The 19,854-nt window shown below is 63.8% G+C and carries 16 protein-coding genes; 15 read left to right on the top strand and 1 reads right to left on the bottom strand.

Annotated features, from left to right (window positions below; translation table 11 throughout):
* Nucleotides 1-47: 47 nt before the first annotated feature.
* Nucleotides 48-2,279, top strand: a complete 2,232-nt coding sequence (locus tag IVA74_RS13620; RefSeq protein ID WP_247344211.1) for an adenylate/guanylate cyclase domain-containing protein — start codon at nucleotides 48-50, stop codon at nucleotides 2,277-2,279.
* An 86-nt stretch (nucleotides 2,280-2,365) separates the two neighbouring features.
* Here the strand turns inward: IVA74_RS13620 and IVA74_RS13615 are convergent, their stop codons facing one another.
* Complete coding sequence (locus tag IVA74_RS13615; protein ID WP_247344208.1) at nucleotides 2,366-3,961, bottom strand: ABC transporter substrate-binding protein; 1,596 nt, start codon at nucleotides 3,959-3,961, stop codon at nucleotides 2,366-2,368.
* Nucleotides 3,962-4,161: 200 nt separating this feature from the next.
* Here IVA74_RS13615 and IVA74_RS13610 point away from each other — a divergent pair, with 200 nt between their 5' ends.
* From IVA74_RS13610 to IVA74_RS13545, 14 genes are all read left to right on the top strand, one after another.
* Entirely contained in the window at nucleotides 4,162-5,817 is a 1,656-nt protein-coding gene (locus tag IVA74_RS13610; RefSeq protein WP_247344202.1) for an ABC transporter substrate-binding protein, read from the top strand.
* Between the two features lie 246 nt (nucleotides 5,818-6,063).
* Nucleotides 6,064-7,017, top strand: coding sequence for an ABC transporter permease (locus tag IVA74_RS13605; RefSeq protein WP_247344199.1), 954 nt, complete (start codon nucleotides 6,064-6,066; stop codon nucleotides 7,015-7,017).
* A 2-nt stretch (nucleotides 7,018-7,019) separates the two neighbouring features.
* The gene (locus IVA74_RS13600) at nucleotides 7,020-7,922 is read left to right on the top strand and encodes an ABC transporter permease (protein WP_247344196.1); all 903 of its coding nucleotides are present in this window, start codon (nucleotides 7,020-7,022) and stop codon (nucleotides 7,920-7,922) included.
* Between the two features lie 2 nt (nucleotides 7,923-7,924).
* Complete coding sequence (locus IVA74_RS13595; protein WP_247344194.1) at nucleotides 7,925-8,986, top strand: ABC transporter ATP-binding protein; 1,062 nt, start codon at nucleotides 7,925-7,927, stop codon at nucleotides 8,984-8,986.
* The gene (locus IVA74_RS13590) at nucleotides 8,983-9,180 is read left to right on the top strand and encodes a hypothetical protein (protein WP_247344191.1); all 198 of its coding nucleotides are present in this window, start codon (nucleotides 8,983-8,985) and stop codon (nucleotides 9,178-9,180) included. The genes IVA74_RS13595 and IVA74_RS13590 overlap by 4 nt, the downstream gene beginning before the upstream one ends.
* Entirely contained in the window at nucleotides 9,177-10,592 is a 1,416-nt protein-coding gene (locus IVA74_RS13585; RefSeq protein ID WP_247344188.1) for an amidase, read from the top strand. The genes IVA74_RS13590 and IVA74_RS13585 overlap by 4 nt, the downstream gene beginning before the upstream one ends.
* The gene (locus tag IVA74_RS13580; RefSeq protein ID WP_247344186.1) at nucleotides 10,589-11,566 is read left to right on the top strand and encodes an ABC transporter ATP-binding protein; all 978 of its coding nucleotides are present in this window, start codon (nucleotides 10,589-10,591) and stop codon (nucleotides 11,564-11,566) included. The genes IVA74_RS13585 and IVA74_RS13580 overlap by 4 nt, the downstream gene beginning before the upstream one ends.
* A 90-nt stretch (nucleotides 11,567-11,656) precedes the next feature.
* The gene (locus IVA74_RS13575; protein ID WP_247344183.1) at nucleotides 11,657-11,926 is read left to right on the top strand and encodes a GlsB/YeaQ/YmgE family stress response membrane protein; all 270 of its coding nucleotides are present in this window, start codon (nucleotides 11,657-11,659) and stop codon (nucleotides 11,924-11,926) included.
* Nucleotides 11,927-12,187: 261 nt separating this feature from the next.
* Nucleotides 12,188-13,933 carry a type I secretion system permease/ATPase gene (locus IVA74_RS13570; RefSeq protein ID WP_247344180.1) on the top strand — a complete coding sequence of 582 codons (1,746 nt, stop codon included), beginning with the start codon at nucleotides 12,188-12,190 and terminating at the stop codon, nucleotides 13,931-13,933.
* Nucleotides 13,930-15,264, top strand: coding sequence for an HlyD family type I secretion periplasmic adaptor subunit (locus IVA74_RS13565; protein ID WP_247344177.1), 1,335 nt, complete (start codon nucleotides 13,930-13,932; stop codon nucleotides 15,262-15,264). Before IVA74_RS13570 ends, IVA74_RS13565 begins: the two co-directional genes overlap by 4 nt.
* 161 nt (nucleotides 15,265-15,425) lie before the next feature.
* The gene (locus IVA74_RS13560) at nucleotides 15,426-16,904 is read left to right on the top strand and encodes an AMP nucleosidase (RefSeq protein WP_247344174.1); all 1,479 of its coding nucleotides are present in this window, start codon (nucleotides 15,426-15,428) and stop codon (nucleotides 16,902-16,904) included.
* 154 nt (nucleotides 16,905-17,058) lie between these two features.
* Nucleotides 17,059-17,667 (top strand): tetratricopeptide repeat protein, encoded by a 609-nt coding sequence (locus IVA74_RS13555; protein WP_247344172.1) that lies wholly within the window; start codon nucleotides 17,059-17,061, stop codon nucleotides 17,665-17,667.
* Between the two features lie 157 nt (nucleotides 17,668-17,824).
* Entirely contained in the window at nucleotides 17,825-18,100 is a 276-nt protein-coding gene (locus IVA74_RS13550) for a DUF1488 family protein (RefSeq protein WP_345947009.1), read from the top strand.
* A 366-nt stretch (nucleotides 18,101-18,466) separates the two neighbouring features.
* Complete coding sequence (locus IVA74_RS13545) at nucleotides 18,467-19,840, top strand: hypothetical protein (protein WP_247344166.1); 1,374 nt, start codon at nucleotides 18,467-18,469, stop codon at nucleotides 19,838-19,840.
* Nucleotides 19,841-19,854 lie beyond the last annotated feature (14 nt).

Here is a 19,854-nt window from a genome sequence, read left to right as displayed (position 1 = left end):
GATCGGGACGCACGGCATGATGCTGCGAGGCAGGAAGTCCGATCGACATGAAACGTCTCAAAATCCTGCGGCGGTGGTTTACGCGGAAGTTCGGGTTTGCGCGGCTGATGTGCCTTGGGCTGCTGGTCGTGTTTGCCGGCGCTCGGCTCTGGGATCCGCCGCCGATCCAGGAATTGCGGCTGCGCACATTCGACATGTTTCAGTTGATCGATCCGCGCCACAAGACGGCGCGGCCGGTCACCATCGTCGACATCGACGACAAGAGCCTCGCCAAGCTCGGGCAGTGGCCGTGGCCGCGGACGCGGATCGCCGATTTGATCCAGAACCTCACCAATAACGGCGCGGTCGCGATCGGCTTCGACGTGGTGTTCTCGGAGGCCGACCGGCTCAACCCGGATATCGTCGCGAGCCAGATGCGCGATCTGGACGATGCCACCCGCGCCAAGCTGCGCGAGCTGCCGAGCAACGACCAGATCCTGTCCGAAGCGATCAAGCGCTCGCGCGTGGTGCTGGGCGAGACCGGGCAGCACGCCATATCCTCCGAGGTCGACAAGTCGCTGCCCTTCACCGGCGTCGCGACGGTCGGTGAGGAGGGCGCCGAACGCTTCCTGTTCGAATTCCCGGGCCTCCTGCGCAACGTGCCCGTCATCGAGAAGGTCGCTGCCGGCCGCGGCCTGTTCTCGATCAGGACCGAGCGCGACGGCCTGATCCGCCGCGTGCCGATGATCATGCGCGCCCAGGGCATGATCATGCCCTCACTCAGCCTCGAGATTTTGCGCGTCGTCACGGGCACGCCGACGCTGCTTGTCAGGACCGACAAGACCGGTGTGCGGGCCGTGCGTCTCAAGGGCGTGGAGATTCCGACCGACAGGAACGGCCAGCTGTGGGTGCACTATGCCCGCCAGGATCCCTCGATCTACGTCTCGGCCGCCGACGTGCTCGACAACACGGTGCCGCCGGGCAAGTTCTCAGGCAAGCTGGTGCTGGTCGGCACTTCCGCGGTCGGACTGAACGACATCAAGACCACGCCGGTGTCCTCGACCATGCCGGGCGTCGAGATCCATGCGCAGGTGCTCGAAAACGTGCTGAGCGGTGCGGTGATCTCGCAGCCGAACTATGCGCTTGGCGTCGAGCTGCTCGCGGCGCTCGTGATCGGAATTCTGGTCATCATCTTCACGCCGAATCTCGGACCGGTACGCCTCGTACTTGCGGGTGCGACGTTTGCCGCGATCCTGATCGGCGTGTCCTGGTTCTTCTATGCGCAATATCGCTATCTTATCGACTTCACCTATCCGCTGCTCTCGACCACGGCGATCTATTTGACGCTGATCTTCGCCAGCTTCGTGCGTGAACAGCGGCAGCGCGTGCAGATCCGCGGCATGTTCGCGCAATACATGTCGCCGGTTCTGGTCGAGCAGCTCGCCCAGTCGCCGGAAAAGCTCGTGCTGGGCGGCGAGGAGCGCGAGATGACGATCATGTTCTCCGACGTGCGCGGCTTCACCACCATATCGGAAACCTACAAGCACGATCCGCAGGGGCTCATCGCGCTCATGAACCGCTTCCTGACGCCGCTGACCGACGTGATCATCGATCAGAAGGGCTATATCGACAAATATATGGGCGACGCCATCATGGCGTTCTGGAACGCGCCGCTCGACGATGCCGCGCATGAGGTCAACGCCTGCGAGGCCGCGATCCAGATGCTCGAGAAGATCGACGCGGTGAACAAGGACCGCGAGCAGGAAGCCGCCGATGGCGGCCACGTCTACATCCCGCTCAATGTCGGTATCGGTCTCAACACCGGCATCGGCGTGGTCGGCAACATGGGCTCCGACCTGAAGAAGAACTATTCGGTGCTCGGCGACAGCGTGAACCTGGCCTCGCGCCTGGAAGGTCAGTCGAAAGAGTACGGCTTTCCCATCATCGTCGGCTCGAGGACCGCGCTCGCCGCCAAGGACAAGTTCGCAATCCTCGAGCTCGACTTCATCATGGTCAAGGGCAAGACCGAGCCGGAAGTGATCTACGCCATCGCCGGCCGCGGCGACGTGTTGCATTCTGGACCGTTCCAGCGCCTGCGCAACGTCACCATCGAGATGCTTGCCTGCTATCGCGGCCGCGACTGGCAGGGCGCGCTGGATGCGATCGAGCGCGGTCGTCGCAGCGAGGATGCCGACACGCTGGAAAAGCTGTTCGGGCTGTACGAAGGCCGCATCAAGGATTTCCAGATCAACCCGCCGGCGGAGGGCTGGACCGGGGCGTATGCGCTGCTGACGAAGTAAGGGGGCGAGAGGCTCTCGCTGCCGCCTCAACAAGAGGTGTCGTCCTGGCGTTCGCCAGGACGACGGCAGAGAGTTGAGCTGCCGCCTCACTCCACCCCGATCGTCGTCAGATCCTGGAACCAGTGCTGCGCTTGCACGAACTGCTTGATCTTAGGCGACAGTGCATGCGGGTTGGTGTCGTGGACCACCCACACCAGCGTGGCGTCGTCGACGATCAGCGCATGCGCCTGGGCCAGCAGTTCGTCCTGCTTGGTGGCATCGAAGGTCTGCTTGGCCTCGTCGATCAGCGCGTCGACCTTCGGGTTCTTGTAGCCGCCCCAGTTGACGCCGACCGGCGCGATCTGGCTCGAATGGAAGAAGCGGACGATGGCGTAAAGGGGATCCGAGGTGACGTAGGCGATGTTGTTGGCGGTGACGCCGGCGTTGATCTCGTCGGCCGCGCCCTTGCGCCAATGCGTATAGAGCGTCTCGAGCTCGACCACCTTGAAATCGATGTCGATGCCGATCTCCTTGAAGCTCTGCTGCAAAAACTCGTTCATCGGCAGCGACAGCATCTGGCCGGTGCCGCCTTGTGCGATGATGAAGGTGGCCTTCAGCGGCTTCGCCTTGGAGTAGCCGGCTTCCTCGACCAGCTTCTTCGCCGCGGCGACATCGTATTTCAGCTCGAAGCTCGGCTTGCCGAACCACGGGCTGGATGGATCGACCTGGCCCTTGGCGGGTTTTGCGAGGCCGTTCATCAGGCCGACCACTGCCTCACGATCGATCGCGAGATTGAGCGCCTTGCGCAGGCGGATGTCGGTCCAGGGCGAGCCCGGCAGCACGCTCAGATGATAATTCCAGACATGCGGCGTGATGTTATCGACGAGCTTCATGCCGGCCGCCTTGAGCTGCGGCACGGCGTCCGGCGCCGGCGTCTCGATCAGGTCCACCTGGCCGGCGAGCAGCGCGTTGGTGCGCGTCAGCGCCTCCGGCATCGGCACCAGCACGAGCTTGTCGACCTTGGGAATGCGCTTCTTGTTCCAATAATCCGGATTCTTCGTGAGCTCGGCGAGCTCGCGCGGCACCAGTTTCGTCAGTTTGAATGGGCCGGTCCCGGAGGGCTGGCTCGCGAACTTGTCCCAATCCTTGCCGAGCTTGTCGTATTGCGCGGGGCTCGACACAAGAAACCAGAGCATCTGGTAGGGAAAGAAGGAATCGACCGTCTTGGTGGTGATCTCCACCGTGGAATCGTCGATCTTGGCGTAGCTTGCGACCGAGGGCAGGCGGGTCTTCACCTGCGCGCTCTGCCGCTTGTCGAATTGCGGCGCCTTGTCGTTGAGCACCTTGTCCAGATTCCAGATCACCGCATCGGCATCGAACTCGCTGCCGTCGTGAAACTTCACGCCCTTGCGCAAGGTGAAGCGCCACTTGGTCTTGTTCTCGTCGTCGACTTTCCACTCTGTGGCCAGCCCTGGCACCAGCTTGCCGGGCCGGTCGGCGACTTCCATCTCCCAGGCCACCAAGGGGTCGTAGATCGTGTAGGCCGTGAACTGATAGGCGCCAGCACCGCGGTCGGGCTGGCCTGTCGTCAGCGGAATATCCGCCATGGAGATGCCGTAGCGCACCACCGTTTCGGCACGCGCCGAAATTGCGGAAAACGCCAGCGCAAGCACGGCGAGACAGGTCGGCAGTCGGATACGCATGGCCCATAGCTCCCAGGGAGAAATCGGGGCCAAACTTGCAATCTTGATGCCAGAATAGGCAGCGGGCTGCCCTCGCCGACGTCCGATCACAAGGACTTGTCGTCGCAGGGACAATTCGCAGAATAAGTTTCCCCATTGGCACAGCCATTGCATACGATTGCATCAAAATTGATCATCGAAAGACGAAGAGGATTGAGTCGATGCTTATCAAGAAGACTACGCGCGCGGCACTGATTGCGGCGCTGGCCCTGACGAGTGCGGCAGCGTGGCCGCGCGTGGCCAGTGCCGACACCGTGCTGCGCATCGGCATGACGGCTGCCGATATTCCGCGCACGCTGGGCCAGCCCGATCAGGGTTTTGAAGGCAACCGCTTCACCGGCCTCACCATGTATGACGCGCTCACAGGCTGGGACTTGTCCTCCGCCGACAAGGCGAGCGTGGTGATCCCCGGCCTTGCCACCGAGTGGAAGGTCGACGACGCCGACAAGACCAAATGGACATTCAAGCTGCGCCCCGGCGTCACCTTCCATGACGGCTCGCCGTTCAACTCCGATGCCGTGGTGTGGAACGTCGAGAAGGTGCTGAAGCAGGACGCGCCGCAATTCGACGCCAGCCAGGTCGGCGTTACGGCGTCGCGCATGCCGACGCTGGCGTCCGCGAAGAAGATCGACGACATGACGGTCGAGCTCACCACCAAGGAGCCCGACAGCTTCCTGCCGATCAACCTCACCAACCTGTTCATGGCGAGCCCGGCGAAGTGGCAGCATTTTTATGACAAGGCGGAAGGCGCCGACGCCAAGGCGAAGTCGCAGGCCGCATGGACCGCCTTTGCCAAGGACGCCGCGGGCACTGGCCCGTGGAAGATGGCGGCCTTCACCCCGCGCGAGCGGCTCGAACTGGTCAAGAACGCGAGCTATTGGGACAAGGCGCGCGTGCCCAAGGTCGACAAGATGGTGCTGTTGCCGATGCCGGAAGCGAATGCACGCACTGCGGCGCTGCTCTCCGGACAGGTCGATTGGATCGAGGCGCCGGCGCCGGACGCGCTGCCTGAATTGAAGCAGCGCGGCTTTAAGCTCTACGCCAACGAGCAGCCGCATGTCTGGCCGTGGCAGTTCTCGCGCGTCGAAGGCTCGCCCTGGAACGATATCCGCGTGCGCAAGGCTGCAAACCTCTGCATCGACCGCGAAGGTCTCAAGGATGGTCTGCTTGCAGGGTTGATGGTGCCCGCGACAGGCACTTTTGAGCCCGGCCATCCTTGGCGCGGAAAGCCGACCTTCGAGATCAAGTATGACAAGGCTGCCGCGCAGAAGCTGATGCAGGAGGCAGGCTTCGGTCCGAACAAGAAGCTGACGGTCAAGACCCAGACCTCGGCGTCCGGCTCGGGCCAGATGCAGCCGCTGCCGATGAACGAATATATCCAGCAGGCACTGGCCGAATGCTATTTCGACGTGCAGCTCGACGTCATCGAATGGAATACGCTGTTCACCAACTGGCGCCGCGGCGCCAAGGATCCCAGCGCCAATAGCTCGAATGCCACCAACGTCACCTATGCGGCGATGGATCCGTTCTTCGCCCTGGTGCGCTTCCTGCAATCGGGCATGGCGCCGCCGGTCTCGAACAATTGGGGCTTTATCAACAATCCCAAGTTTGATGAACTGGTGAAGAAGGCGCGGCAAACCTTCGATCCCGCCGCGCGTGACGCCGCGCTCGCCGAACTGCACGCGGCCTCTGTCGACGACGCCGCCTTCCTCTACGTCGCCCACGACGTCGGGCCCCGCGCCATCAGCCCGAAGGTGACAGGCGTCGTGCAGCCGAAGAGCTGGTTCATCGACTTCTCGTTGGTGTCGATTCAGTAGTGAGCGGCTAGCAACGTACTCGCTGTACCCTCTCCCCTTGCGGGAGAGGGTGGCCTCGCTTTAGCGAAGCCGGGTGAGGGGTCTCTCTCCGCGAATGCGGACCTCTCAACGCAGTATCATCCGCGGAAACAATCCCTCATCCGGCGCCGTAGCCGAAGCTCCGCTTCGGCGTCGTCTAAAACAAACGGCCTGAGGCGGCCTATGCCACCTTCTTCCACAAGGGGAGAAGGGAAGAAGGAATCCAACGTGCTCGCCTATATCGCCAGACGCATCGTCTATGTCGTCCCGATCGTCATCAGCGTCGCGCTGGTGTGCTTTCTGCTTGTGCACATCACGCCGGGCGATCCGCTCGTCGCGGTGCTGCCGGCCGATGCGTCGCAGGAGCTTGCCGCACAACTCCGCGCCGCCTACGGTTTTGACCGCCCGCTGCCAGTGCAGTTCGGCCTGTGGCTGATGCGCGCGCTGCATGGCGATCTCGGCAATTCCATCGCCAGCGGGCGTCCCGTGCTTGCCGAGGTCATGCGCGCGGTCAGCAACACCGTCACGCTGGCGGTTGCGGCCGCCATCATCGGCTTCACCATGGGCATCCTGCTCGGCCTGATCGCCGGCTATTTCCACGAGACCTGGGTCGACAAGCTGGCGACGTCCTTTGCCATCGCAGGGGTTTCGGTGCCGCATTATTGGCTCGGCATGGTGCTCGTCATCATCTTTTCGGTCCAGCTGAACTGGCTGCCCGCGGTCGGCGCCGGGCCCGGCGGCTCCACCGCCTGGGCCTGGGACTGGGGGCATCTCAAATATCTCGTGTTGCCGGCGATAACGACCTCGGTGATCCCGATGGGCATCGTCACCCGCACGGTGCGCGCGCTGACCGGCGATATTCTCAGCCAGGATTTTGTCGAGGCGCTGCGTGCAAAAGGCCTGCATGAGCGCGGTGTGTTCCGCCACGTCATCAAGAACGCCGCGCCCACCGCGCTCGCGGTGATGGGGCTTCAACTGGGTTACATGCTCGGCGGCTCGATCCTGATCGAGACCGTGTTCTCCTGGCCGGGCTCGGGCTTCCTGCTCAACTCCGCGATCTTCCAGCGCGACCTGCCGCTGCTGCAGGGCACGATCCTGATCCTGGCGCTGTTCTTCGTCTTTCTCAATCTGCTGGTCGACATCGCGCAAGCCGCGATCGATCCGCGCATCAAGCGGGGCTAGCGATGAGCGAGCTTCCTTTGTCCGTCACAAGCAATGCGGCGCTTCAGGCCGCGCCCGCGACCAGGGCGCGCGGCTATTGGGCGACCGTCGGCCGCCGCATCCGGCGCGACAAGGTCAGCATGGTCTGCGCGCTGGTGCTGCTGTTGATCTTCCTGTCTGCGATCGTTGCGCCGTGGCTCGGTCTGGAAGATCCCTACAAGGGCTCGATGATCCGGCGCCTGCGCCACATCGGGACATCAGGCTACCCGCTCGGCACCGACGAGCTCGGTCGCGACATGCTGGCGCGGCTGATCTATGGCGGGCGGCTGTCGCTCCTCATCGGCATTTTGCCGGTGATCCTCGCCTTCTGCATCGGCACCTCGCTTGGCCTCGTCGCCGGCTATGTCGGCGGCAAGCTCAACACCGCGATCATGCGCACGATCGACGTGTTCTACGCGTTTCCGTCCGTGCTGCTGGCGATTGCGATCTCCGGCGCACTCGGAGCCGGCATCCTCAATTCCATCGTGTCGTTGACCGTCGTGTTCGTGCCGCAGATCACCCGCGTCGCCGAAAGCGTCACGACAGGCGTGCGCAACATGGACTTCGTCGACGCCGCGCGTGCCTCCGGTGCCGGTCCATTCACCATCATGCGCGTGCATATCCTCGGCAATGTGCTCGGTTCGATCTTCGTCTATGCCACCAGCCTGATTTCGGTTTCGATGATCCTGGCGGCAGGCCTCTCATTCCTCGGCCTCGGCACCAAGCCGCCGGAGCCGGAATGGGGCCTGATGCTGAACACCTTGCGCACCGCGATCTACGTCAACCCCTGGGTCGCCGCGCTCCCCGGTGCGATGATCTTCGCGGTCTCGATCTGCTTCAACCTGCTCTCGGACGGCCTGCGTAGCGCCATGGACATCAGGAACTAGCCATGGGCGAAACCAACGCTTCCGTCGTGATGCTGGAACCGGTCGGGGACCGCGGCGGCGTCGCGCAGCCGCTGCTTCAGGTCAATGGACTGACCAAGCACTTCCCGGTACGTGGCGGATTGTTCGCCGCAAAGCGCACCGTGCGCGCGGTGGACAACGTGTCCTTCTCCGTCGCCAAGGGCGAGACCGTCGGCATCGTCGGTGAATCCGGCTGCGGCAAGTCGACCACCGCGCGGCTGCTCATGCACCTGATGCCGCGCGATACCGGCGACATCATCTATGACGGCATGGGTGTCGGGCAGTCGCTCAGCTTGCGCGAACTGCGCCGCGGCATGCAGATGGTGTTCCAGGATTCCTACGCCTCGCTCAATCCGCGCCTGACCATCGAGGAATCGATCGCCTTCGGCCCGAAGGTGCACGGCATGGCGGACGGCGCGGCGCGTGCGTTGGCGCGCGAGCTGCTGGGCAAGGTGGGGCTGGTCCCTGCAAACTTCGCCAATCGCTACCCGCACGAGATCTCCGGCGGCCAGCGCCAGCGCATCAACATCGCACGTGCGCTGGCGCTGTCGCCGCGGCTGGTGATCCTCGATGAAGCGGTCTCCGCGCTCGACAAGTCCGTCGAGGCGCAGGTGCTCAATTTGCTCGCCGATCTCAAGAGCGAGTTTGGGCTGACCTATCTCTTCATCAGCCACGACCTCAACGTCGTCCGCTACATCAGCGATCGCGTGCTGGTGATGTATCTCGGCGAGGTCGTCGAGCTCGGTCCGGTCGACCGGGTGTGGGACAGGCCCGCGCATCCCTATACGCGTGCGCTGCTGGCCGCGATGCCGTCCTCCGATCCTGATAGCCGAACCGAGACGCCGCCGATCACGGGCGATCCGCCCAATCCGATCGATCCGCCGTCGGGCTGCCGCTTCCATACCCGTTGCCCGTTTGCGGAGCCGCTCTGCGCAAATGCGACACCAAAGCTCACCGCGCTCGATACAATGGGCCACGAGGCCGCGTGCTACATGGCGATCCCGGGTTCAGGCCATAGCCGCTCGCCGAAGGAGGAAACCGCATGACGAGACCGACGACAAAAGAGATCAAGGCGACGGCGCAGGTCGCGGGCGTTCCCGTCGACGACGAGATCGCGACGCGCATCTCCAATTCCATCGGACCTGCCTTTGAAGGCTTCGCGGCCGTCGCCGGCACGTTGCCGTTCGATCTTGAGCCCGCGCTGTACCCAATCGCGCAGACGCAGAAGGTGTCGAAATGAGTACCGAGCCTGCATTGATGACGCTCGCCGAGGTCGCGCGTGCGATCGCGATGAAGCAGGTGTCCTCGCATGAGGTCACGCGCGCGCTGTTGCACCGCATCGCGCAATGGCAGCCGCATCTCAACGCCTTCATGTCGATCGAATCGGAGGCCGCGCTGAAGGCCGCCGACGCTGCCGACGCCGAACTCGCCAGAGGCGAAGTCCGCGGGCCGCTGCATGGCGTGCCGCTCTCGCACAAGGACATGTATTACGACGCCGGCCACGTCGCGACCTGCGGCTCGCTGATCCGTCGCGATTTCGTACCGACGGTGACCTCTACCGCCTTGCAGCGCCTGAAGGACGCCGGCCAGGTCCGCCTTGGCACGCTGCATCTGGCGGAGTTCGCCTATGGGCCGACCGGCCACAATGCCCATTACGGTCCGGTGCGCAATCCCTGGAACGTCGCGCATATCACCGGTGGCTCCTCGTCGGGCTCCGGCTCGGCGGTCGCGGCGCGGCTAACCTATGCGGCGCTGGGCTCCGACACCGGCGGCTCGATCCGCATGCCCGCGCATTTCTGCGGCGTCACCGGGCTGAAGACCACCGTGGGCCGCGTCAGCCGCGCCGGCGCGATGCCGCTGTCGCAGTCGCTCGACACGGTCGGCCCGCTTGCCCGCACCGCGGAGGACTGCGCGCTGCTGCTGGCATTGATGGCCGGCCCTGATCCCCAGGATTCGACCTGCAGCCACGAGCCGCTTTCCGACTATGTCGGCGCGACCAAGGGCTCGCTGAAAGGTCTCAAAATCGGCGTCCCTTCGTCCTTCTATGTCGACGATCTCGACAGCGAGGTCGCGCGCGTGCTCGACGAGACCATCGCCGTTCTCAAGCGCGAGGGCGCCGACATCGTCACAGTCGAGCTGCCGGACCAGCGGCAATTGTCCGCGGCAAGCCAGCTCGTTCTCGCGGCCGAAGCGGCCGCGTTCCACAAGCGCTGGATGATCGAGCGTGCCCAGGATTACGGCCCGCAGGTTCTGATGCGGCTTCAGAACGGACTTGCCGTTCCCGCCATCACCTATCTCGAGGCGATGCGCTGGCGCGGCCCGGCGCTCGCCGCGCACAATGCGGCGGCCGCAGGCGTTGACGCGATTATCGCACCGGCTTCTCCCGTGCCGGCGCCGACGATCGAGGAGAGCGACGTCGGCGGCGGACCGAACGCGCCGGCGCTGTTGCAGCGGCTGACGCTGTTCACCCGTCCGGTGAACTTTCTCGGCCTGCCGTCGCTCACCGTGCCCTCAGGCTTCACCAAGAGCGGTCTTCCGATTGGCATGCAGCTGATCGGCCGCTCCTTCGACGAGGCGACCTTGCTCACCATCGGCGCGGCATTCCAGCGCGTCACCGACTATCACGATAGGCTGCCGAAACTTCCGTCATGACAAAGCTCGTCGAGATCTCAGGCCTCAACATTCGCTTCACCGGGGAGCGCACGGTCTATGCCGTGAACGATCTCAGTCTCTCGCTCGGCGATGGCGAGGTGCTGGGCCTGCTCGGCGAGTCCGGTTCGGGCAAGAGCGTGACCTTGCGCGCGCTGATGCGGCTGTTGCCGAAGAAGCGCACGCAGATCACGGGCAAGGTCAACGTCATGGGCCGCGACGTGCTCGCCATGAACGACGAGCAGCTGTCGTCGTTCCGCGGCCAGACCGTGTCGATGATCTTCCAGGAGCCCGCGCTCGCGCTCGATCCGGTCTACACCATCGGCGCGCAGATCGCCGAAAACGTCGTGCGGCACGAGGGCAAAAGCTATGCGGAGGGACGCGCGAGAGCACTCGACATGCTCGAGGTCGTGCGCATTCCTTCCGCCAAGCGTCGTCTCGATGCCTATCCGCACGAGATGTCCGGCGGCATGCGACAGCGCGCGATGATCGCGCTGGCGCTCGCCTGCCGGCCGAAGATCCTGCTGGCGGACGAGCCGACCACGGCGCTCGACGCCACCGTGCAGATCCAGATCCTGCTGCTGCTACGCGAGCTGCAGCGTGAATTCGGCATGTCCGTCATCTTCGTCACCCACGACATCGGCGTCGCCATCGAGATCTGCGACCGCGTCGCGGTGATGTATGCCGGCCAGATCGTGGAGCAGGGCACGCTTCGCGACATCGTCCGTTCGCCGGTACATCCCTATGCCAAGGGACTGCTCGCCTCCACCATCCACGGCGCCAAGCGGGGGCAGCGGCTTGAAACCATCCCCGGCACGCCGCCCTCGCTGGCTGAAAAGCCCAACACCTGCTCTTTCGCCCCCCGCTGCGCCGTGGCCCAGCCTCGCTGCCTGGAGCAACTGCCCGCGAATGTGGAAGTGGGAGCGGGCAGGGCGGCTAGGTGTGTGCTGGCGGAGCCGGTCACCGCGCTGTCCTAATATTTGGACCAGGGAACGGGGAACAACATTCACACCTCATTCATTCCGGTTCCGGTTCCATGGGGCCGTTCACGGAGAGGGACCTCGCTTATGCACATTTCCAACGAAGGCCTGCTTGTCATCCTGTTCGTCGGCCTGATTGCCGGTTGGCTGGCCGGCAAGGTGGTGCGCGGAACCGGGTTCGGCATCATCGGCGACATCGTGGTCGGCATCGCCGGCGCGCTGGTCGCAAGCTTCCTGTTCCCGAAGCTCGGCATTCACATCGGCACCGGGCTGATATCCGAAATCGTCTATTCCGCGATCGGCGCGGTCATCCTGCTGCTGGTGGTGCGGCTGGTACGCGGCGGCGGCCGGTTCTAATGGCGCCCGAGTTCAATTGATCGAACTTTTGACCTGTCCCCGCCCGGGGAGAGGTGACATGTCTGCAAGAAAAAGCCGCAAGAACGTGAGATTCCGGACTTGCGTGCGAGGCTGGTCGGGGGTGATGTGGACCAAAGGGGTCCCGGATTATTCGGCTGCGTTGGGCGAGGAGCGCAAACGCGATATTAATCCGGGTCAATTACTCCTGAATTCGCCTTTGAAATCAGGGGCTTTGGCTCCCACCCGAAAGAGATCAGACTGATGGCAGCCGTTCCCGGCCTCCGCCGTTCAGAGCTCGGTGACGCGCTGCGCACTTGTCGCGCGGCGTTCGTCGGCGTCGGCTTGATGAGCTGCATGATCAACCTGCTCTATCTGACCGGGTCTATCTTCATGCTGGAGGTCTACGACCGGGTGCTGCCGAGCCGCAGCATTCCGACGCTGGTCGGCCTGATCGTCCTCGCCAGCTTCCTCTACATGGCGCAGGGCGTGCTCGACATGATCCGCAACCGGATCCTGGGGCGGGTCGGAACCGCGCTGGACGAAGCCCTGAACAAGCGGGTGTTCGACACCATCGTGCGCCTGCCGCTGCTGGTTGGCAGCCGCAACGAGGGTCTTCAGCCGCTGCGCGATCTCGACAATGTCCGCTCCTTCCTCGGCGGCATGGGACCGAGCGCGTTCTTCGACCTGCCCTGGCTGCCGCTCTATCTCGCCATCTGCTTCGCCTTCCACGTCATGATCGGCGTCACCGCGCTGGTCGGCGCCGTCATCCTGGTCGGGTTGACGCTGGTCACCGAGTTCATGTCGCGCCAGCCGGCGAAGGACGCGATGGGCCTTGCCGCCCAGCGCAACGATCTCGCCCAGGCCAGCCGCCGCAATGCCGAAGTCATGGTGTCGATGGGTATGGCCGGCCGGATGAACGCGCGCTGGAGCGAGGCCAACGAAAAATATCTCGACGGCAACCAGCGTGCGAGCGACGTCGCCGGCGGTCTCGGCGCGGTCGCAAAAGTGCTGCGCATGATGCTGCAATCGGCCGTGCTCGCCGTCGGCGCCTATCTCGTCATCCATCAGGAGGCGACCGCCGGCATCATCATCGCCGGCTCGATCCTCTCGGCCCGTGCGCTCGCGCCGGTCGACCTCGCGATCGCGCACTGGAAATCCTTTGTCGCGGCACGGCAGAGCTGGCACCGCCTGACCCGACTTCTGGAGCAGATGCCGGCGCAGACGATGCCGACCCAGCTGCAGGCGCCGACCAGCCGCCTCTCGGTCGAAGGCATCGCCATGGTGCCGCCAGGCGACCAGCGCCTCATCGTGCAGGACGTCACCTTTGCGCTCGAAGCCGGCAACGGCCTCGGCGTGATCGGACCAAGCGGCTCCGGCAAGTCGTCGCTGATCCGCGCGCTGGTCGGCGTCTGGCAACCGGTCCGCGGCAAGGTGCGGCTCGACGGCGCGGCGCTCGACCAATGGTCGTCGGACATGCTTGGCCGCCATATCGGCTATCTGCCGCAGGACGTCGAATTGTTCGGCGGCACCATCGCGCAGAACATCAGCCGCTTCGATCCCGAGGCCACGTCTGACGGCATCATCGCCGCCGCCAAGGAAGCCGGCGTGCACGAGATGATCATCAAGATGCGCGAGGGCTACAACACCCAGGTCGGCGAGCAGGGCACGGCGCTCTCCGCGGGCCAGGCGCAGCGCGTGGCACTGGCGCGCGCGCTCTATGGCAACCCGTTCCTGATCGTGCTCGACGAGCCCAATTCCAATCTCGATACCGAAGGCGACGAAGCGCTGACCCGCGCCATCCGCGCGGCGCGCGAGCGCGGCGCCATCGTCGTCGTGGTGGCACATCGCCCGATCGGCGTGGAAGCGGTCGATCAGATACTGGTGCTGCGCGACGGCCGCATGCAGGCCTTCGGGCCGAAGGAGCAGGTGCTCGCCCAGGTGCTCCAGCCGCGTGTGACGCCGCCGGCGCCGATCAAGATCGTCAGCGAAGGCGGAGCCAAGGCATGAGCACGATGGCGCTCGGCGGGGCGAAGCCCGCCGCGAAGCGGACCGTACGGCAGTCGATCCGGTTTCACCTGATGCTCGGGCTTGGGATCGTGCTGGTGCTCCTGGTCGGGCTCGGCGGCTGGGGATCGACCGTGCAGATCTCGGGCGCGCTGATCGCGCCCGGCCAGATCGTGGTCGAATCCAACGTCAAGAAGGTGCAGCATCCGACCGGCGGCGTGGTCGGCGAGGTGCGCGCCCGCGACGGCGACGTGGTCAAGGCAGGTGACATCGTGGTGCGGCTCGACGACACCGTCACCAAGGCGAACCTCGCCATCGTCACCAAGAATCTCGACGCCGCGCAGGCGCGCACGGCGCGGCTTCAGGCCGAGCAGCGCGGGATCGACAAGCTGGAGTTTCCGCAAGTCCTGCTCGAGCGCGGCAACGATCCCGATGTCAAGAACCTGCTCTCCGCCGAGACCAAGCTGTTCGACGTCCGTGTCAACGGCCGCGCCGGCCAGAAGGCGCAGCTTCGCGAGCGCGTCCAGCAACTCAACGAGGAGATCGAGGGGCTCTCCGCGCAGGAGAGAGCCAAGGACAAGGAAATCTCGCTGGTGCAGCAGGAGCTCGTCGGTGTCCGCGATCTCTATGACAAGCACCTGGTGCAGATCTCCCGCCTGACCACGCTCGAACGCGATTCCGCCCGACTCAACGGCGAGCGCGCGCAATACATTGCCTCGCGCGCGCAGGCCAAGGGCAAGATCACCGAGACCGAGCTCCAGATCATCCAGGTCGACAAGGACATGGTGAGCGAGGTCTCGAAGGATTTGCGCGAGACCAACGACAAGATCGGCGAAATGATCGAGCGCAAGGTCGCGGCCGAAGATCAGCTTCGCCGCGTTGACATCCGCGCGCCGCAGGACGGCATGGTGCTGCAATCGACGGTGCACACCGTCGGCGGCGTCGTCACCGCCGGTGACGCACTCATGCTGATCGTGCCGCAGGCCGATGATCTCCAGGTCGAGGCCAAGGTCAATCCGGTCGATATCGACAAGCTCCAGATCGGCCAGAAGACGCTGCTGCGTCTGTCCGCCTTCAACCAGCGCACCACGCCCGAGCTCAACGGCGTCGTCAGCCGCGTCTCGCCCGACGTCACCACCGATCAGCGCACCGGCCAGAGCTACTACACCATCCGCGTCTCGTTGCCAGCGGAAGAGGTCGCCAAACTCGGCGACTCCAAGCTGATCCCCGGTATGCCGGCGGAGGCCTTCGTCCAGACCGGTGACCGCACCATGCTGTCCTATCTGATGAAGCCGCTGCACGACCAGTTCATGCGGGCGTTCCGGGAGAAGTGACGCGCGAAAGCGCGTCATCCCATTCGTCATTGCGAGCGCAGCGAAGCAATCCAGTCTGCCTTCGCAGCGAAATTTCTGGATTGCTTCGCTACGCTCGCAATGACGGCGAGCCTTCGTTCTTGCTATAGTTCGATTCAGCCCCAGCAACCCGGCGTCGAACAATGCAATCCATCCAATCCCCACCGTCCATCGCCACCGAATCCTTCTCCGACGCTGGTCTCGCCGTCGCCCGCCTCGAAGAGATCTACGAGCGCAACACAAAGTTCCTGCGCGACCGGTTCGAGGCTTACGTCAACGGCGAGGCGATCACGACGCGGGTGCGGGCCTTCTATCCCTTCGTCCGCGTCACCACTGCGACGCATGCGCGGCTGGATTCGCGGCTCGCCTACGGCTTCGTCGCCCGGCCCGGTGTGCACGAGACCAGCGTCACGCGTCCGGATCTGTTTCGGACCTATCTCACCGAGCAGATCGGATTGTTGATTCAGAACCACGGCGTCCCGGCCGAAATCGGCGAATCCGGCGAACCGATTCCCGTTCACTTCGCCTACCGCCGCGACATCAACATCGAGGCGGCCATCACCACCAGCGAGAACTTCGCCGTCGCGGGATCGCTGCGCGATGCGTTCGACGTGCCTGATTTGGCCACCATGGACGATGCCATCGCCGACGGCACTTTCGAGCTCCAGCCCGGCGCGCCCGAGCCGCTATCGCTTTTTCGGGCGGCCCGCGTCGACTACTCGTTGCGCCGGCTCTACCACTACACCGGCACGGACCCCGAATATTTCCAGAACTTCGTGATCTTCACCAACTACCAGTTCTATGTCGATGCCTTCGCGCAGCTCTGCCAGCAGCGGCTTCAGTCCGGCGAAGCCGGCTTCGAGGCATTCGTCGCTCCCGGCAATGTACTCACGCGCAGCGGCGGCGCGATGACGGGCGTTGCGCCCGCCCGCACGCCGCAGATGCCGGCCTTTCACCTGGTCGAGCCCGGCTATCGCGGCATCACCCTGATCAACATCGGCACCGGCCCGTCCAACGCGCGCAACGTCACCGACCACGTGGCCGTGCTGCGGCCCCATGCCTGGCTGATGCTCGGCCATTGCGCGGGCCTGCGCAACACGCAGCGGCTCGGCGACTACGTCCTTGCGCATGGTTACGTGCGTGAGGACCATGTGCTCGACCGCGAGCTGCCGCTGTGGGTGCCGATCCCGGCGCTGGCGGAGATGCAGGTCGCACTCGAAGAGGCCGTCGAGGACGTCACGGGCCTCGAAGGTTTCGAGCTGAAGCGTCTGATGCGCACGGGTACCGTCGCGAGCGTGGACAATCGCAACTGGGAGATCTCCGGCCCGGCGGTGATCCGCCGTCTGTCGCAATCGCGCGCAGTTGCACTCGACATGGAATCGGCCGCGATTGCCGCCAACGGCTACCGTTTCCGCGTCCCCTACGGCACGCTGCTATGCGTCTCCGACAAGCCCTTGCACGGCGAGATCAAGCTCGCGGGCATGGCCAGCGAATTCTACCGCCGCCGCGTCGGCCAGCATCTCGATATCGGCCTGAAGGCGCTGGAACGGCTCAAGCAGCAGGAATCGGAGCGGTTGCATTCGCGAAAGCTCCGCAGTTTCGCCGAAGTCGCGTTCCAGTAGCGCGTCCCTCCCACTTGCCGGCAGGATCTGGCAGCAAGGCTGTCGCACGCACGACACTGACGTCTCCGTGAGAACGCGAGCATTCCGGAATACCGCCGTCGGAGCAGGGTTATCCACGTCGTCTGGGTTGCGTTGTCAGAAACAGGAGGCAGCAATGATCACAGCGATGATCAAATTTTTCGTGCCGGGAATGCTCGCAGCGACGTTGTTCGCTTCGCCAGGGCTGGCCGCGGGAGGCGGTGGCGGCGGTGGCGGTGGCGCCAGTTCCACCGATCCCTATGCGGGCGCCTATTCGGACCAGAAAGCGCAGCCAGCCTACCCGAAACGTTCCAACCCCAAGGCAACCCAGAAAGGCAAGAAGCCGAACAACCAGTCGCGCATCGGCGACCCCGCATTCGCGGCCGGCTATCGTGTGGCCTATGACACGATCTACGAGCGCAACGACTACGCGGCTGCGATCGAGCAGTTGAAAGCGTTGGACCATGACGATCGTCCGAACGTCGCCAACCTCATCGGCTACTCCTATCGCAAGCTCGGCGACTACAAGCAGTCGCAGATCTGGTACGAGCGCGCGCTGAAGGCCGATCCGAATCACGTGCTGACCTGGCAGTATTATGGGCTCTGGCAGCTCGAGCAGGGCAACCGCGAGCAGGCGATGTATCACCTAAGTCGTATCGCCACGATCTGCGGCCGCGATTGCGAAGAGTACAAGTCTCTGGCGATTGCGCTGGACAAACCTACTGGCACTGCTCTCGTTTACTGAGACCGTAGGGCGGGGCTAGCGAAGCGTAACCCGCCAATTCCGACGACAGCTCGGGACAAGGAGTGGGCTGCGCCTTCGGCTAACGCACCCCACGCATGGTGACAAGGCGTCAGATTTTCAGCATTGTCCGGCGCGGGGGCTCGACCGGGACGACTTGATGCCACTCATGCGCGACAGGATCATTGGCCATGATCTCGAACGGCTGGCCTTTCTCTTCACCATGCTGAACGACGGCGAGGTCGTGCAGTGCCAGATCAGCGACGCCGCGATGGACGAGCTTGCGGGCATGCAGGGTACCGAAAGCAGCGCGCGGCAGGCGCAGTTCATGTCGCTGCGCGAGACCATCGAGCGGCTCGCGTCAGACCTCTACGACGAGGCGCCGAGGGTCAGGGGCCATGTCGTGCGGATTTTTACGCGACATCTGCAGCGATAATGCCACTCCAGCCTCCGCCGTCATGCCCCAAGCTTGATCGCTGCAATTCGTCGCGCTTGGTTTCTCTAAAGCATTCGCTAACCAAACAATCTTTTCGCAGCAATCCTAAGACATGCAAAGCCAGACATTATCCAGCCATGAATTGGTTACTCGTACAGGTTAGGTCACGAACCTGGAGCCCAGAGGCTTGCTTCGACCTTGAAGAAGTCACTATGGACGCGCCCGAAGCTTGGAGTGCCTCTGTGTTTGACCGAGCGCAAAGGAAAGCCGACCACGTCCGGAACTCCGGTATCCAACGGTTCCCGATTTCATGGCGGCCGCCAGAGGGCGCCGATGGTCGCGCACAAACCCCGCACGAGTGATCCCGTGACAAAAGAGATTGTTGGAAATGACGCGAGCCGCGAGTCCGGTCGCTACGTCAATCCGGACAAGACGCTGCCAAAGAGTTGGCGGCTTGCAATCGCCATAGCGGTCGGGTGCGGATTTGTGGGCCTTGTGCTCCGCTACCTCGCCCGGGAGCACGCGACCGACGACACCATTCGGTATGTGATCCCCTGGTATGTCTTTGCTCGAGATCACGGCGTTGGTGGGCTGGCCGAAGCTTTTACCAACTATACCCCGTTTTTCAGCTATCTCCTGTTGATTGCCGCTCGATTTGATGGCCTAGGCGAGCCACTTTCCCTCCTGAAGATGATCTCGGCAGTATTCGAGTTTGGCTGCGCGATCGCTGTGGCCCAGATCGTCTGGCAAGCTACAAAGGTGCCATTGCGCGCGTCCCTGGGCTTCTGTGCCGTTTGGCTTGCACCGACGGTGATCTTCAACGGGGCAGTATGGGGGCAGACTGATTCGATCTGGACCTTCTTCACGCTGGTTTCCGTGGCGCTGTTCATGCGGGACCGAAATGGCGTCGTGTCATTTGCGTTGGCCTTTTCGGTGAAGGCCCAGGCCGCATTCCTGGGGCCCTTCGTGCTCGGCATGATTTTGCGCCGCAAGATACACGTGGCGTGGCTCGCCACTATTCCCGGGATCTATGTGGTCCTCGCCATTCCGGTTCTCGTCGCCGGCAGATCCTTGGCCTCTGTGTTCGAGGTCTATCTAGACCAGGCCAACACCTTTCACCGTCTCACCATGAATGCAGCGAACATCTGGGTGTTGGCTGGGGCAACGCCGTACGCGATCGGAGTCGCGGCCGGTCTGGCGCTCGCAGCGGCGAGCGGGCTCGCCTTGTCGATTTTCATCGCGCGCTCCAAGCAAGCGGGGCCGGAGTTTATTCTGCTCGCCGCGTGTGTATCGCTCATGCTCATGCCGTATCTCCTCCCGAAGATGCACGAGCGCTACTTCTACGCGTTCGAACTAGCGTCCATCGCGCTCGCCTGCCTCAATCCGCGCTATTTGCCCTTCGCGGCGATTGCTCAAGTCGACGGCGTGTTATCCTATCTCGCGTTCGAAAGCGGGATCGTCCTGGGCCTGCTGCCGGCGGCACTCTGCAACACCGTTCTCGTGTTCTACCTCGTGCTTGATCTTTGGCGCGGCGAACGTGGATTTCGCTTTCCGAGGTTTGCCTGGCTCGGCTTCATCGTGTCGATTGCGGGATTGCTCTCCAATCTGGTCTTCAAAGGTGCCAGTTGGAACGTGTCCCCCGTGTACCTGCTCACCGCTAGTCTCGCCACGGTTATGACGCTGCTGCTCCTGAAAGAGTCGCGTCGCAGCTCGGCCGACAGCCCGGACCGGTTGCCTTGACTTCAACTCTCGCC

Origin of the sequence: Bradyrhizobium sp. 132, assembly GCF_023074185.1 — a bacterium.
GTDB lineage: Bacteria > Pseudomonadota > Alphaproteobacteria > Rhizobiales > Xanthobacteraceae > Bradyrhizobium.
The sequence above is the reverse complement of the archived record's forward strand: the minus strand, read 5'-3'. Positions and strand labels throughout refer to the sequence as shown.

Bases quoted from the DNA above. Each gene is read 5' to 3' on its own strand.
- IVA74_RS13620 (WP_247344211.1), top strand. From the start codon at position 48: ATGAAACGTCTCAAAATCCTGCGGCGGTGGTTTACGCGGAAGTTCGGG.
- IVA74_RS13615 (WP_247344208.1), bottom strand. From the start codon at position 3,961: ATGCGTATCCGACTGCCGACCTGTCTCGCCGTGCTTGCGCTGGCGTTT.
- IVA74_RS13610 (WP_247344202.1), top strand. From the start codon at position 4,162: ATGCTTATCAAGAAGACTACGCGCGCGGCACTGATTGCGGCGCTGGCC.
- IVA74_RS13600 (WP_247344196.1), top strand. From the start codon at position 7,020: ATGAGCGAGCTTCCTTTGTCCGTCACAAGCAATGCGGCGCTTCAGGCC.
- IVA74_RS13595 (WP_247344194.1), top strand. From the start codon at position 7,925: ATGGGCGAAACCAACGCTTCCGTCGTGATGCTGGAACCGGTCGGGGAC.
- IVA74_RS13590 (WP_247344191.1), top strand. From the start codon at position 8,983: ATGACGAGACCGACGACAAAAGAGATCAAGGCGACGGCGCAGGTCGCG.
- IVA74_RS13585 (WP_247344188.1), top strand. From the start codon at position 9,177: ATGAGTACCGAGCCTGCATTGATGACGCTCGCCGAGGTCGCGCGTGCG.
- IVA74_RS13580 (WP_247344186.1), top strand. From the start codon at position 10,589: ATGACAAAGCTCGTCGAGATCTCAGGCCTCAACATTCGCTTCACCGGG.
- IVA74_RS13575 (WP_247344183.1), top strand. From the start codon at position 11,657: ATGCACATTTCCAACGAAGGCCTGCTTGTCATCCTGTTCGTCGGCCTG.
- IVA74_RS13570 (WP_247344180.1), top strand. From the start codon at position 12,188: ATGGCAGCCGTTCCCGGCCTCCGCCGTTCAGAGCTCGGTGACGCGCTG.
- IVA74_RS13565 (WP_247344177.1), top strand. From the start codon at position 13,930: ATGAGCACGATGGCGCTCGGCGGGGCGAAGCCCGCCGCGAAGCGGACC.
- IVA74_RS13560 (WP_247344174.1), top strand. From the start codon at position 15,426: ATGCAATCCATCCAATCCCCACCGTCCATCGCCACCGAATCCTTCTCC.
- IVA74_RS13555 (WP_247344172.1), top strand. From the start codon at position 17,059: ATGATCACAGCGATGATCAAATTTTTCGTGCCGGGAATGCTCGCAGCG.
- IVA74_RS13550 (WP_345947009.1), top strand. From the start codon at position 17,825: ATGCCACTCATGCGCGACAGGATCATTGGCCATGATCTCGAACGGCTG.